This window comes from Hyphomicrobium facile (genome assembly GCF_900116175.1).
In the GTDB taxonomy this organism is placed as follows: domain Bacteria; phylum Pseudomonadota; class Alphaproteobacteria; order Rhizobiales; family Hyphomicrobiaceae; genus Hyphomicrobium_B; species Hyphomicrobium_B facile.
This window is the reverse complement of sequence record NZ_FPCH01000001.1, coordinates 123073-137068: the sequence shown is the minus strand read 5'-3', so window position 1 is coordinate 137068 and position 13996 is coordinate 123073. Positions and strand designations below refer to the sequence as shown.

Annotated in this window: 15 protein-coding genes and 1 tRNA gene; 7 read left to right on the top strand and 9 right to left on the bottom strand. The window is 56.7% G+C overall.

The features are described 5' to 3' along the window. Positions 1 to 6 precede the first annotated feature (6 nt). Genes BM399_RS21015 through BM399_RS00650 form a run of 3 tightly spaced genes read right to left on the bottom strand, consistent with a single transcriptional unit; the run spans position 7 to position 2595 of the window. Positions 7 to 171: a hypothetical protein gene (locus BM399_RS21015; RefSeq protein WP_177227998.1), complete on the bottom strand. Its 165-nt coding sequence runs from the start codon at positions 169 to 171 to the stop codon at positions 7 to 9. Between the two features lie 13 nt (positions 172 to 184). Then, positions 185 to 1189: a cbb3-type cytochrome c oxidase subunit II gene (locus BM399_RS00655; protein WP_092862814.1), complete on the bottom strand. Its 1005-nt coding sequence runs from the start codon at positions 1187 to 1189 to the stop codon at positions 185 to 187. After that, positions 1186 to 2595: a cbb3-type cytochrome c oxidase subunit I gene (locus BM399_RS00650; RefSeq protein ID WP_092862752.1), complete on the bottom strand. Its 1410-nt coding sequence runs from the start codon at positions 2593 to 2595 to the stop codon at positions 1186 to 1188. Before BM399_RS00650 ends, BM399_RS00655 begins: the two co-directional genes overlap by 4 nt. A gap of 866 nt (positions 2596 to 3461) precedes the next feature. Between BM399_RS00650 and BM399_RS00645 the strand changes: the two genes are divergently transcribed. The 7 genes from BM399_RS00645 (at position 3462) to BM399_RS00610 (ending at position 8917) form a co-directional block, all read left to right on the top strand. Beyond that, positions 3462 to 5288 (top strand): methanol/ethanol family PQQ-dependent dehydrogenase, encoded by a 1827-nt coding sequence (locus BM399_RS00645; protein ID WP_210186943.1) that lies wholly within the window; start codon positions 3462 to 3464, stop codon positions 5286 to 5288. Between the two features lie 170 nt (positions 5289 to 5458). Next, on the top strand, positions 5459 to 5986 hold the full coding sequence (locus tag BM399_RS00640) for a DUF4142 domain-containing protein (RefSeq protein ID WP_092862750.1): 528 nt from the start codon (positions 5459 to 5461) through the stop codon (positions 5984 to 5986). 11 nt (positions 5987 to 5997) lie between these two features. Continuing rightward, complete coding sequence (locus BM399_RS00635) at positions 5998 to 6324, top strand: cupredoxin domain-containing protein (protein WP_092862748.1); 327 nt, start codon at positions 5998 to 6000, stop codon at positions 6322 to 6324. A gap of 132 nt (positions 6325 to 6456) precedes the next feature. Next, a complete protein-coding gene (folE, locus tag BM399_RS00630) occupies positions 6457 to 7068 on the top strand; it encodes a GTP cyclohydrolase I FolE (RefSeq protein ID WP_092866029.1) in 612 nt (203 codons plus the stop codon). 517 nt (positions 7069 to 7585) lie between these two features. Then, a complete protein-coding gene (locus tag BM399_RS00620) occupies positions 7586 to 7936 on the top strand; it encodes a hypothetical protein (RefSeq protein WP_092862745.1) in 351 nt (116 codons plus the stop codon). 223 nt (positions 7937 to 8159) lie between these two features. Further along, on the top strand, positions 8160 to 8369 hold the full coding sequence (locus BM399_RS00615; protein WP_045836602.1) for a hypervirulence associated TUDOR domain-containing protein: 210 nt from the start codon (positions 8160 to 8162) through the stop codon (positions 8367 to 8369). Further along, a complete protein-coding gene (locus BM399_RS00610; RefSeq protein WP_092862743.1) occupies positions 8369 to 8917 on the top strand; it encodes a DUF488 domain-containing protein in 549 nt (182 codons plus the stop codon). Before BM399_RS00615 ends, BM399_RS00610 begins: the two co-directional genes overlap by 1 nt. A 34-nt stretch (positions 8918 to 8951) precedes the next feature. Here the strand turns inward: BM399_RS00610 and BM399_RS00605 are convergent, their stop codons facing one another. The 6 genes from BM399_RS00605 to BM399_RS00580 form a co-directional block, all read right to left on the bottom strand. Further along, positions 8952 to 9431 carry a hypothetical protein gene (locus BM399_RS00605; protein ID WP_092862741.1) on the bottom strand — a complete coding sequence of 160 codons (480 nt, stop codon included), beginning with the start codon at positions 9429 to 9431 and terminating at the stop codon, positions 8952 to 8954. Between the two features lie 750 nt (positions 9432 to 10181). After that, on the bottom strand, positions 10182 to 10406 hold the full coding sequence (locus BM399_RS00600; RefSeq protein WP_092862738.1) for a hypothetical protein: 225 nt from the start codon (positions 10404 to 10406) through the stop codon (positions 10182 to 10184). A 639-nt stretch (positions 10407 to 11045) separates the two neighbouring features. Continuing rightward, complete coding sequence (locus tag BM399_RS00595) at positions 11046 to 11300, bottom strand: hypothetical protein (protein WP_092862736.1); 255 nt, start codon at positions 11298 to 11300, stop codon at positions 11046 to 11048. 153 nt (positions 11301 to 11453) lie between these two features. Continuing rightward, positions 11454 to 12116: a DUF2726 domain-containing protein gene (locus BM399_RS00590; protein WP_092862734.1), complete on the bottom strand. Its 663-nt coding sequence runs from the start codon at positions 12114 to 12116 to the stop codon at positions 11454 to 11456. A gap of 633 nt (positions 12117 to 12749) precedes the next feature. Further along, a tRNA-Ser gene (locus BM399_RS00585) sits at positions 12750 to 12839 on the bottom strand. Positions 12840 to 12903: 64 nt separating this feature from the next. Continuing rightward, entirely contained in the window at positions 12904 to 13941 is a 1038-nt protein-coding gene (locus BM399_RS00580) for a C45 family peptidase (RefSeq protein ID WP_092862732.1), read from the bottom strand. Between the last annotated feature and the right edge of the window lie 55 nt (positions 13942 to 13996).

Below are 13996 nucleotides of genomic sequence, written 5' to 3'. Positions count from 1 at the left end.
TCTGCCTTAGCGGTCGTGACGCAGAATATCGTATTTGGGATGGCACCGGTCCGTTTCACCGGGCCACAGCAACATCCAAAACATGGCCACAAAACATCCAACCGTAACCGCGCCCGACATCGCGATGATGATGAGGTTGCCGAACAACGGTCCTGCCATTTGATGTTCCATGACGTCCTCCGCTTTACTTGCCCTTGGCGCGTTCGGCGGCCACGTCTTGCGCCGTCACAAGCTTACCGTGATTGCCCCAGGAACTGCGCTCGTAATTGACGATCGCCGCGATGTCAGCGTCGTTGAGCACGGTGCTAAATGGAGGCATCGCGCTTTCATATTTGACGCCATCGACAGGCACACCTTCGAGGCCGAACAATACGTTGTGAATGTGCGCGCCCGGATTCGCGTCGTTGACGACAGCGTTGTTCTTGAGCGGCGGGAACGCGCCAGCGAGACCTTCCCCAGTCTCCTGATGGCAGACCGAGCAATTGGCGCTGAACAGCTGTTTGCCTTTGGCGGCGTCGTAACCGCTGATAGTGGGGGCCGACGCGCCAGCGGACGGAGCTTGCGTCGCTGCTAGGCTGGTTGTAGCAGGCCGTTCGGAAGGCGCCGGTGGAGTGCCTGCGGTCGTTTTGTTTTCTTGCCACGCGGTTTGCTTCAATGACATCAGATAAGCCAACAGAGCTTGCGCCTCACTGCTAGGAACCACGACACCATTTGCCGGCGCATAAGCCTTGGGCAGAGGCACCGGGGTGATGCCGGCTGGGGCCTTGTCCACGACGTCAAACATCCAAGAAAACGATGGCATGATTGATTCAGGCACCACCGCACGCGGATTATAGAGGTGAATATACTGCCATACCGCACTTGGCTGCCGGGCACCGATATTGGTGAGGTCGGGGCCAGTGCGTTCCGAGCCCAGCAGCTCCGGCGTCTGATAGGCAAAATCGCCGGGCGCCGACGGCCGCCCAAAAACCTTGTCCTGAGTCAATGGACGTACTTGCTGCGTATGGCAGTAGCTGCAGCCGTTGGCGACGTATACGTCGCGGCCTTCGGCTTCGATCAGCGTAAGCGGATTTACTCCCGGGCCAGCCGGTGTCTGCGAAAGGGTGATGCCCGGCAAAACTCCCATCAGGAGCGCGAGGCCCGCATAGACCAACGTCGAACCACCGGCTATCGCGACCAGCTTGTTCATGCCGTGTCATCCCTGGCCAGCGCCGGCACCAGCGGCGCCGCCCTGGCACTGGGGCCGTAGGTCATGCACCAGACATTCCAGGCGAACACCACGTGGCTCAGAAACATGAGTATGCCGCCGACGCCTCGCCATACATGGAATGGCCCCATGTCCACGACAGACTGAATGAAGGGCGATCCCTGTATCCAATTTAAACCTTGGATGGTGCCGCCGATCGACAGGGAAAGGACATAGATAAAGCTTCCGACGAGGGCCATCCAGAAATGCAACGCTAAGCCCGCTTGACCGGGGTACTTTCCGGTTGCTGCTGGCAACAGGGCATAAATGCAGCCCCAGACAGCAAAGTTGACAAAGCCATACATCGTGAGGTGCGAATGACCGACGGTATAATTGGTAAAATGCCAGACTGCCTGCATTGAGCGGAACGCTTCAACTGTTCCTTGAGACGACCCCACCAGATAGCCGATCACGCCGACGAAGATGAAGGCGAGCGGATAGGACTCGCGCATTTGACCGAACCGGCCCCGCATGGTCAGCAGGAAATTGGCGCTACCGCCCAGCACTGGCACGAGCATGGCTACACTGAAGACGATGGCCGTGGTCTGTAGCCACCAAGGAAGCGGGCTGAACAAGAAATGATGGGAACCGATAATCGGGTAAAATACTAGATTGGTCCAGAACGCGAAAACACCAAGCGCATAAGAATAGATCGGTCGGCTAAGCAGTTTGGGCAGTGCGTAATAGAAAATACCAAGCGCCAGCGGCGTGAACCACATGCCCACGGCATTGTGCATGTAGTAGCCGGAAACCGCGACCTGGCCGAGACCGTATTGATACCACGGCAGGATTGCCACCACCGCGATGATGCATGTCCATAGGACGCCACCCATCGTGTACCAATTGGACAGGTAGATGTCGTCTGTGGTGCGCCGCGCCACTGTGCCGACCAAGTTCCAGGCGGTGACCAGGAGCGCCGACAGGAATATTAGCCGAATTGGCCATGGCCACTCGCGGTATTCCAAATTTCCGTCATTGTAGCCGAGGTCCAACGCGATAGTGCCCGCAATGGCTGCGATATTGAATAGCCACAGCCCGACCCAGGCCAATCGCACACTGTAGAGCTGTGTGCGGCAGCTGCGAACCGCAACATAATAAGCCAAGCCGACGAGTGCGATGCTGGCCCAGCCGTAGAAAGTCGCATTCGTATGAATCGGCCGTAAGCGGCCGAAAGTGAGCCATGCACCGGATCCGAAATCCGGTGCGCCGAACTTATAAGCTAGCAAGATGCCAATGAAGGTCGCGAAGACAAGCCAAGCGGTCGCCGAGATCGTGTAGGCCGCAAAGACCCGAGCCAACTCCAGATCTTTTTGTTTAAGCACGCTTGATGGATGCGCCGCCGGCTGCATAGCAGGCCCTCTATTTTCTTCGCCACCATCGGTAGTCGGCTGGAGCAGTACGCTAGATAGCGAGCGCGGCACAAAAAGTTACGCCGTCACGCTGATCCTCACGCTGAGCGCTTTTGGCACGACGCCCCACATAACATACGCCCGACATACATTTTATATCGGCAACGTGGATCCACAATAGACGCTCGAAGGCATCAATATCCCGTGAATGCATTGAAAGCCCGAGCCCATCGTACTTCGACCGGATCTCGGAAGACGTTCTGGTTTTTAACGCCGATGCGCACCGGTGAAACTGTCGAATTTTCCCCGTCTTGGAGCAATTTCAGAGACAATCGCCGTCAAAATCGCTGCTTATCTCTAGGTTTTTCGCGCTGTGCACGGAGCTCCATTCGCGCTGACGTGCGCTCGACCTGTCCAGGAGAGGAAGTCCTCTCGCTAGGCGGCTTTCATATCGAATTGAAACGCGAAACGGCTATTTCGGGCATCGTCAGATCAACGACGATTGAATCTGTGTAGGTACTCTTTTCGAGAATTCATCATCGGCGACTCATTTTGTTTCGAGGCGTTGTCTGCAGTCTTTTATGAGACGGCTGTCCAAGATTGATTTTTCACGGACGCGCGTCTTTGCTTCGCCATCAAAACACTGCCGCGATTTGGCATAGGTAGAACTGCCGATTCTCAACATCGGGCTTGGCTATTAGATTGGCTTAAAGACGTCCGTCGCTGAGGTCGCGATTGTCTGACCCCCTTCAGCGTTCCGCGCAGATGCGGCGGGCGTCTCCTGAGAGCCAACCTTGCAACAACCCCTGTTCGAGCGTGGCTCCGTCTCCGGAGTCGTCACGGACTCCGCGAATAAGGAGAAGCTTATGAATCTCTGGAAAACGCCCTTCGGCGCCATGAGCGCTGTGATCGCCCTGTCACTACCCGCAATGGCCAATGATGACGTCATTAAAAATACGAGCGATCCGAATAACTGGGCAAAGCAAGGAGGCGATTACGCTAACACGCGCTATTCCCAGCTCGATCAAATCAATACCGAGAACGTGGGTAGCCTGAAGTCCGCGTGGACGTTTTCGACGGGCGTGCTGCGCGGCCACGAGGGCTCGCCTCTCGTCATCGGCAACATCATGTACGTCCATGGCCCGTTCCCGAATCCGGTCTTTGCGCTCGATCTCGACAACGACCAGAGGATCCTATGGAAGTACGAACCCAAACAGGATCCGTCCGTCATTCCAGTCATGTGTTGCGACACGGTGAACCGCGGCGTCGCTTACGCGGATGGCAAGATTTTCCTGAACCAGGCAGACACAACGTTGGTGGCGCTCGATGCCAAAACAGGTAAGGAAGTTTGGAAGGTTGTTAACGGCGATCCCAAGAAGGGAGAGACGGGCACAAACGCTCCACTCGTCATCAAGGACAAGGTGATTGTTGGAATTTCCGGTGCCGAATTTGGAATACGCGGACACATCTCGGCCTACAACGTGGCCGACGGCAAGCTCGTCTGGCGAGGCTACTCGTCGGGCCCCGATACCGAGATCTTGGTCGACCCCGAGAAGACGATGTCGCTCGGCACGGCGGTCGGCAAGGATTCCTCGCTGAAGACATGGAACGGCGATCAGTGGAAGATCGGCGGCGGCTCGACTTGGGGCTGGTTCTCATGGGATCCCAAATTGAACCTTTTGTACTACGGCACAGCAAACCCCTCGACCTGGAACTCGGTCCAGCGGGCAGGTCCCGATGGCAAGCCGATCGATCAGAAGTGGACGATGACGATCTTCGCCCGCAATCCGGACACGGGCGTCGCCACGTGGGCCTATCAGATGACGCCGTTCGACCAGTGGGACTATGACGGTGTCAACGAGATGATTCTCGTCGACGACCTCGACGTAAAGGGAGAGAAGCGCAATGTCCTCGTGCACTTCGATCGCAACGGTCTGGCGTATACGCTGGATCGCAAGACAGGCATTCCGTTGGTCGTCGAGAAATTTGATCCGATGGTGAACTGGACGACGGGCGTCGATTTGGATCCGAAGAGCGCGAACTATGGCCGCCCGGCTGTCGTTGCAGGCAAATCTCCCTTCACGGGTGGACAGGATGTCAACACGAAGGGCATTTGCCCCGCCGCGCTCGGGACAAAGGACGAGCAACCGGCGTCGTATTCGCCGTTGACGGGTCTCTTCTACGTGCCGACGAACCATGTCTGCATGGACTATGAGCCTTTCAAGGTATCCTACACAGCGGGACAGCCCTATGTCGGCGCAACGCTATCGATGTTCCCAGCTTCAGATAGCCACGGCGGTATGGGAAACTTTATCGCCTGGGACGCTGGCAAAGGTAAGATCGTCTGGTCGAACAAAGAGCAGTTCTCTGTCTGGTCAGGTGTTCTCACCACCGCCGGCGGCATTGCCTGCTACGGCACGCTTGAAGGCTATTTCAAGTGTGACGATCAGAAGGACGGCAAGAACCTTTACAAGTTTAAGACACCGTCGGGCATCATCGGCAATGTGTTCACCTATACTCACAAGGGCAAGCAATACATTGGCGTTTTCTCGGGCGTTGGTGGCTGGGCCGGTATCGGACTCGCTGCTGGTTTGACGAACCCGACCGACGGCCTTGGTACCGTAGGTGGCTACGAGGGTCTTAAGAGCTTCACAGCCCTCGGCGGTTCACTCACCGTATGGACGCTACCATAACTCAAGCTCAATGATTGGCCGGCGCAGTGGAGACCTGCGCTGGTCTTTTGATCAAAGAGATCAATCGCAAGCCCGTGCCTGCCTGACTGTTGGGAACCTTTGGCGCGGGCGTACATCCAATCCACAGAATGCAAAGAGCCGATTACGGCTCAGCAACCCCGGAGGTACAGATGCGCCATTTGCAAACAAGCTGCCTGGCCGCAGCGATACTACTGGCAACCGCAATTGCACCTGCACTAGCAGCCGACAAGCCTTCCGATGCGCAGATCGCCCACATTGCCTATACGGCAGGAGAGCTCGACATCAAGGCTGCGGAATTGGCTCTTGAGAAGTCCAAGAACGACGGCGTGCGTGCATTCGCTAATGACATGGTCCGTGACCACAAGGCGGTGAATGACAAGGCGCTGGCGCTTGTCAAAAAGCTCAACGTCACGCCAGAAGACAACGACACGAGCAAGAGCCTTTCTAAGCAGTCCGCCGAAAAGCAAGCCGAACTCGCGAAGCTCTCAGGCTCGGCATTCGACAAGGCGTATGTCGACAACGAGGTCGCGTACCATAAGTCCGTCAATGATGCTCTGAAGAACACACTTATCCCCTCGGCGAACAACGGCGAACTCAAGAGTCTGCTCGAGACCGGCCTCAAGATTTTCGAGGGTCACGAACAGCACGCCGAGCAATTGGCAAGCAAGCAACATTAACGGAGGATCCGATGCGAGCTACTCTGCGTTGTTCGGCCATGCTCATACTGCTGCAATTTGCGAACGCCACCTCGGCGCTCGCGGGCGAGGTGGTGCAAGTCAAGATCAGCGACCTCGCATTTCTACCGGCAGACATCACCGTCAAAGTGGGCGACACCGTAGAGTGGTTGAACGGCGATTTCATCGACCATACAGCCACCGCCAAAAACGGAGATTGGGATGTCATGGTCATTGCAGAAAAATCCGCCCGGCTTCAGCTCACGCATGCTGGGACGATCGATTATTTCTGCCGCGTTCACCCTGGCATGACGGGCACGATCCATATCGTCGCGGAATAACGGACGGCCGGCGCCGACGACGAAGGTGATCGGCAACGCCGGGGATTTGTTGCCAACCGCTAACGGAGAGTCTGTCTCCGTTAGCGGTTGGCGCGACAGCCGAGGACAGTGTCGATGAACGTGAACCCGCAGATGTTTGACAAGGCCAGATGTTTGAAGAACATCGAGGCCGACAGACCTGACAGACCTGACAGGGCCGATGTCGAAGCCGCGTTTCGGACCATCATTCGATGGACAGGCGACAACCCGGAGCGCAGCGGGTTGATCGAGACACCGGCCCGCGCGACACGCGCCCTCGAGGAGTTCTTCACTGGCTACGCCCAAGACCCCGCGCTGATCCTGCGGAAGACCTTTGATGAAATCGAGGGCTATGACGAAATGATCGTGCTCAGGGACATCCGCTTCGAAAGCCATTGCGAGCATCACATGGCGCCGATTTTGGGTCGAGCCTGGGTAGGTTATGTCCCGAGCGGTCGCGTGGTAGGCATAAGCAAGCTTGCCCGGGTGGTGGAGGCCTATGCCAAGAGACTCCAAATTCAGGAAAAGATGACGGCGCAAATTGCCAACACGATCAATGATGTGCTCAGGCCCCAGGGCGTCGGGGTGATCATCAAGGCCGCACATCAATGCATGACCACGCGGGGGGTGCATAAGCCCAACGCAGACTTGGTCACCAGTCGTATGCTGGGCTGCGTCCGTGACAATCCACTGACGCGGCAAGAGTTCATGAGTTTGGCGGTCTAATCGTCGACCCTTGTTCAGCAACCCCTGGAAGAAGAACATGGCGCAAAAGCCAACTACCCCCACCGGTCCCAAGAGTGCCAAGGAAAATGTGCTTGGCCGCCGTGACGATACCCACCTTGGTTCCGATTCCAGGTCCCGGTACCGAAGGGGCGTATTTTGGACCGCTAAGGACGACTCTGGACCTCTAACCACCAAGGAAAGCCCGATCCGACCGCCGGCGCCGGTCAGCGTTCTGCACGGAGCGCCATTGCGGTTACGTTGCGAGAACGAATTGGGCTTCAAGATGGTGAAGTGGATTGCAGCGATTGAGTTTGTTAACGGCTTCGCTGACTTGGGCGCTGGCCAGGGAGGCTATAACGAGGATCATGAATTTTATGGCTACCGAATGCCGATATGAAACAAATATTGATTGGCACTGGTATCGTCACGAAGACCGATATTGTAGCCAAAATTCGTCGAATCTCGGGTCTGGCTGTGATGTCCGAATGATCATGAGTGCTTCTTAAAAGGACTAGCCATGTCGCGCCAAAGCTCCGATCCAGACGACTTTACCCAGCGTCAGCGCGCTCTATCAAGGTGGGACAACGAAGGGGGAGCTGCGCCAAAAGTTTCGATACTTAGCGGAGAACAGATCTCCATTCCAGAAATGACCAATGCAGAGTTGGTGGCATTGCATGTGCGGGTCATTGCCTTGGAAAACTTACTGATCTCTTTGCTCGCCAAAGCATCGGATGAACAGCTCAATCTGGCGCGCGAAATGGCGGGCTTCATCTCTCCGCGCCCCGGCTTTACACACCATCCGCTTACTGTGCGCGCTGCAGCCCATATGGTAGATCTTGTTGAACGTTCGGCGCACTTTCGCAACTAATTGGCGAATTGAAATCGTCATTGGTGGTCAAAAGCCAAAACCGGCGGAAGGACTCGCCACTGCCTCTATCGCCGTCTCTAGACGATCGCCAACTTCGACATCTGGTTCAATCTCTGCGGTCCGCCCATGGCCCGAATTAGATGAGGCTGCGTGGGACACGAGAGACACAACGATGGGACCCTATTGAAGAAAGCACTTCGGGAAGAAACTAGGACTCCGCGAGATGGCTAAAAGGTTCAAAATCGGCGATCATGTACGCTGGAATTCCGAGGCGGGCCGCGTGTCAGGGACGATTATCGCTATTCACACCACGGACTTCGACTACAAAGGTCATGTGCATCACGCTTCGGAACGCGATCCCCAATACGAGATCAAAAGCGACACGACCGATCATATCGCGGCCCATAAGGGCGGTGCGCTCGACTACGCGTGATGGAGCTTCCATTCTTCACCATCGGCCATTCCAACCGAAGCCTTGAGGACTTCGTTGAGCTGTTGCGCGGACCCCATGTCGGTCGGATCGTGGACATCAGAAAGGTTCCGAGATCGAGATCCAATCCGCAGTTCAACAAGGACACGTTACCCGAAGCCCTGGCGGCCTTCGACATCTCGTACGAACATGTGACGGCGCTCGGCGGCCTTCGCGGGAAAGCCAAAAGCTTGTCCCCTAGCGTCAATGGTTTTTGGACGAATGAGAGCTTTCATAACTACGCCGACTACGCGCTCTCAGCAGGGTTCCATGCGGGCCTTGCGCATTTGCTCGCAGAGGGACGCAACCGACGCTGCACGATCATGTGTTCGGAAGCGGTATGGTGGCGATGCCATCGCCGCATTGTCGCCGACTATCTTATCGCCAGTGGAGAAGCCGTTTTCCACATTATGGGACGGGGGCGCCTGGAGCCTGCTCGCCTTACTCCGGGAGCGGTCGTTCAGCCCGATAGGACGGTCATCTACCCCGCTTCGAATCGATCGGAGGCGTGAATAGCAGTTAAATCCGCTTATCACGTTATGATCGTTACGATGGCGACCATCCATGACTTCCTGCCACCGAACCCAGAATTGTCGCGACACTGAGGACCAGTAGGACCCCGTGTACTCGATGCAAACAAGCTAAGGCGGCTTCCGGTTGAGCCGCCGCCCATCGACGAAAGTGGCGCTGGAGAATGAAGGGCTCGGCAACGAACAGTAAAAAAGCGAACAGAAGCCACACGCAGACCATTGCGTGCATCCACCAGAACGTGAGGGAATAAAATCGATCCCAAAGATCGAGACGCCATATCATATAGAGGCCGCTAAGACCGACAACGAGAACGGCGAACCGCGCCTGCCAAACGAAGCGGCGCTCGATTAACTCAAACGCGTGGAGCGGATCGCCGCCGAGATCGCCTCGCCGGATGGCCGGTAACATGACCGTCGTCGCCATCGACACGCCGCCGATCCAGATGACGACGGCCAGCACATGCAGGGCTCGTGCGACGGCAATATCAATGCTCATGGGCATTCTCCTCCGTCATAACCCGCACTGTCGCAAAGCAGACACGCCCGATAAAGCGAGTATCCGTCATATTGAATTCCTGGTGCACGTTTCTTACAAACGAATCTGTGAATGCACTTCGAGGTAATCGTTATGTCTATACCTCCCGATGCTCGACCCTACCGGCAAACCGACGTTTTAACCGAGGCAACAATTCCAAAGGCACTACTGAAGGCCCACAGTACGAACAAGACGTGTGGGCGCTGATCCATGTTCTCGACAACAAAATCGGCCCACAGCTGCAAACCAGCAACGTCCGCTTACCGATGAGCAGCTGACGCGCCACGAACCGATATGACCGGTATTCGCGATCGAGCGTTGGATGTCGGCTTTCTCGGCATTTCAGACATTACCGTCTACGCTGCCCTGTGTTGCTTCACACTTCCACAGGATCGTGAATATCGATCGGTGGAGACGGAGTCCGCCTAAAAGCAGCGATTTCGTTAGAGAGAAAGAGTTCGGAAGCCCCGATCTCGTCCACAATTCTGTCGGCAAACAGAGAAGAGCGGTAGGAAATTCGGAGCACCGGTGAAATGGACACCTGACATGGCTGCGAAAGCTAAAGGATATTTCGAGAAGGGCCTCGGTTACAGTAAGGGCGGGCGCTCTGGCGGTGAGCGGACTTCGATCAATTCCGTGGTCGCCTTGCCGTGACGATCCACAATGCGCGATTGACCTAGCTCGCAGTGGCTATCGATAAACCTATTCCGCTTAACGCTGGCCCGCGTTGAGGTGCCGGAGCGTTTTCGCGACGGCGTAATTGCTGAGCCTAGTCTCATCGACCTGCCCCGCCCGATAAAGCGAAAGAAGGGCGTCGGCCATGACGTCCGTCAAGGCATCAAGATCGGTGTCGGTAAGTGCAGCCTCACTCTGCAAGGCATCCCGGGCGCTCTCGTAAGCCGTGCGAAGAAGCGCAAGACCGCTTGATTCAACCAATTCGGTATCGCAAAAAATTCGTGACACAAAAAACCTCGTTGAAGCCAAAAATGTAACGGGGACAACCGATCAAACGCGGCTGCGGAAAATGAATTCCGTGGACGCATATATCGTTTCTTTAAAAGCTTCGTGACAGGGGGTTAGGCCCCTTAGCTCCCCGAAATGGGTCGCAATTTTTCTATCGACACTTGAACCTATCGAATAACAATTTGATATAATATTTCCAAATGACGAACGAGCAATCGATTCGCTAAGAGGCTACCCCCTCCGCCAACATGCTAGCTCTGAAAGTGCGCGGCGCTACATCGGCGCGTACTTACCCCTGAACACCCTACGCGTCCACGCGGCCCAGCTCGCTCTTTAGACGGAGCTTTCGAGCGTTTTAGGCTGTGAATTTAGCTCCTCACGTCCGGCCAGAGACAGCGAGATAGTTGCAGGTTCCTGTCCAAGCGGCGAGGCTGAGAACCAGAGCTCTGGTAAATTTGCAACGACCCAGCAAACCTCAACGCGACCGCCGAAGCTCAAAAAGGAGGATCCGGGAGCAAGAGCTCTTCCGGCAGTGTTGCGGGACCACCGCTCACAAGTACGCGCAAGCCTCGCTTATCTGTGTAACTTCGCGGACCACCAAGTCCTGCAAGATCATAGGCCCATGGCTTTGTGGGCTTCTTGCATTTGCTTCACACATCCCGGCGTGTTGTTTTTCTTCATCTCCGCCTTTGACAAATGGAGGTGCGCCCGGGCGGCTTTTTGCTTCTCCGAGTTAGTCATTTTGGCGATCATCGCCTCCATCTTCTCCATATGGGCGTCAGTGCACCAATCCTTGTGGCTCTGCGCGTACGCGGTGCCTGCTGCCGGAAGCGCCAGGAAGGCTAGTGTGATGAGAATTTTAAACATAATTTCCTCCTTCGATTACATCGAGGGTTCTAACGACGAACAACGCGAGGGATCGGCATAGGTTGTTGGCTCGCAGCTTTTTTGCTTCGCCCATGCACACCAGACGGCTCATTCAAACCGAAGACGACAGAGACAGCCTCGCGAGGCTGTTCGTTAATCCGCTGTTTTCTGCCTCCGGCGCGGCTCCGCCGATTTGCTACGCTCAAGAATCTGGCGCACGACACGCCTCACCTCAGCTTTTTGAAAATCCGCCGGAACTTCGAGGAAGGCAACATTAGCGCTGCGGAACGCCTCGCGTTTGACGGCGTCTCGCTGGACGGCACTCCCCTGATAGTGTCCGTGACCCTGGTATTCGACCGCCAGCACTACGATGCCATAGCGGTCCACGATGACGAAGTCCGACCTCTTGCTGTTAATGGATCGGTACGCGAGATCGGCGTCTGTTTGACGCCACATACTTTTGGGCCGCAGGATTTCGCCGAGGCTTGTTTGCGCCATCACACGAAAGCCCGAGTTGAGCTCGCGTGAGACAGCTTCAAGGAGAAGCAGGACCTGGAACTCTCTTTTGTTGAGAAGCGGTTGAGGCTCGAACTCCACGGCCGAGACAAACTGCATCTGCCAAACGGGATCGGAAATCCTTGTTTCGATATCGTTGGCTGCCGGCCACGATTTCCACGGGCGACGTCTGCTTTTGAAAGTCAGTCCGCGCCAGAAGCACGTCAGGATGACGAAGAAGACTGCTATGGCAACTAGCCTTGGAGCGGCGGGCGCCTCCATAAAGGAATCGAGCGGCAGGCGATTGAGGAACTCGTCCATGAGATAGGATCAACTATGACCGTCGTCTTTGGACAAGACCGTAAGATCAAGAAGGCAAACGAACCCCTTACCGGGGTCATAGGTTGCGAGCGCAGACCACTGCCGCTACATCTGCCACGTGTGTAACCGGTCTGCTTCTATTTCCTGACCGGTCACGCGGCGCAGCTTCTGGTCACCCTGCTCCCGGTGGCAATCTCTCTCGGACTCGCGATCCTCATTCATTACACGATAGAAGCGCCAACAAATGCGGTTGGCAAACGATTGGCATCGATATGGATGGCTAGGGCGTCTGCAGTCCGAGGTTTACAAGAACCGCCACGAGCTGAGCCTCATCTGGAACGACCGTAATCCTACCTGCTTTGGCGGTCGGCACTTAGGCCATTGCTGCCGAAGAGCAAAATCGTCAGTCGTCATTTCCGATTTGCCGGGACCAATCCACATATTGAAAACGCGCATTCCAATTGGCCCCAATGGGTGACCTCATCGGGGTGATCAATGGACTCTGGATGGCGAGCAGCGCCACGCAGTCGTCTTTTGTCTGATCGTGTCGCTTCCAGGCGCTATCAATATTGGCGCAGAGGATGGCGTGTACGTCTCAACCAACCTCGTAAGACATTGATTTTATTGAAACATTGGCGGAGAGGGAGGGATTCGAACCCCCGGTACCCTTGCGAGTACTCCGCATTTCGAGTGCGGCGCGATCGACCACTCTGCCACCTCTCCGGAAGCCGCGGCGCCAAACGGCGAAGTGGGCTTGTAGCTTCGCTTTTCCCTCTGCGCAAGCGGCTCAGAGAGCCGCATCCCAAATGAAATCGAGCGTCCTGGTCGCAGGGCCAGTCGCCTCGTATCCACGAGCCACCAAACGGCCCGCCTTGGCATCAGCAACCATCGCCAGACGCGTCTTCTCGTTCAGCACCGGCGGAGCGAGCCATCCGAACTCCGTATCGAACAGAGTTTCGGTCTCCCTCATGAGGTTGGCACGCTCGCAACTGCCTTCGCCACGCGACGTGCCCCGCCAGCCCGGCGTATGCCAGTGATTGGCGGCTACCGCGTCGTCCTCTCGCACGCGCGCCGCGTCCTCGGTGCGCTCGATGACGACAGTGTCGTCCGGCGCGATACCGGCAAGCGTGAAGATCGCCGGCGTCGAGATCGGCTGCTCGGTCAGCATCCGGCACGCCTCACGGAAATCCCGGGCCTCCTCGGCCGCTTTACGTAAAAGATGAGCCGGCGTCGGATGCGGCATCTTCCAAACGCGGCGGCGGTTTGCGGCCCAATCCAAATAGAAAAGTCCCGTCGGATCGCGCATAGGCGCCTGATTGAGGGCGGCCGAAAAGCGGCCAGGCGCCATGACTTGTAGAACCCCGGTATAGCCGGGCCACGTCACGACCGCGAACGGCCCGGCGGGAGCACCCGTAACCTTGGCGCAAACGAGATTGCTGCCGAGGCCCGGAGTTTTCCAATCCAGAACCCGAATAAGCCGCGCCGAGTCACGATCCGGCGATGGCGCCGCGCGACAGGTGCACCCCCACTCGTAATTGATTGAAAAGAAATACGCGCCCGGCCGCCCGAGCAGCCCCGCGATCGTGTCGATCTCATCGAGATGCTTGTTGTTCCACCGCACGAGCCACGCCCGGGAAACCCGGTCGAGGCCGGCGAGAAGCCGCCTTGGATACCGCCGGGTGGCAATGTCGAGGAGGGCATGCGTCTTACCCGGAGACGCGCGAAGCGTCGCAAGCGGAAAATCCGGCCCGGTCTCAATGACCGGAATCTGCGGCAGCGGAGCCGGTTCGGCCAGCGTTCCGGAAGCCCTAGCTGGAACTGCCATAACCGTTCCGTCTTACCCTCGAGTTGCGGACATATTGAGCATGAAATGGGTATGC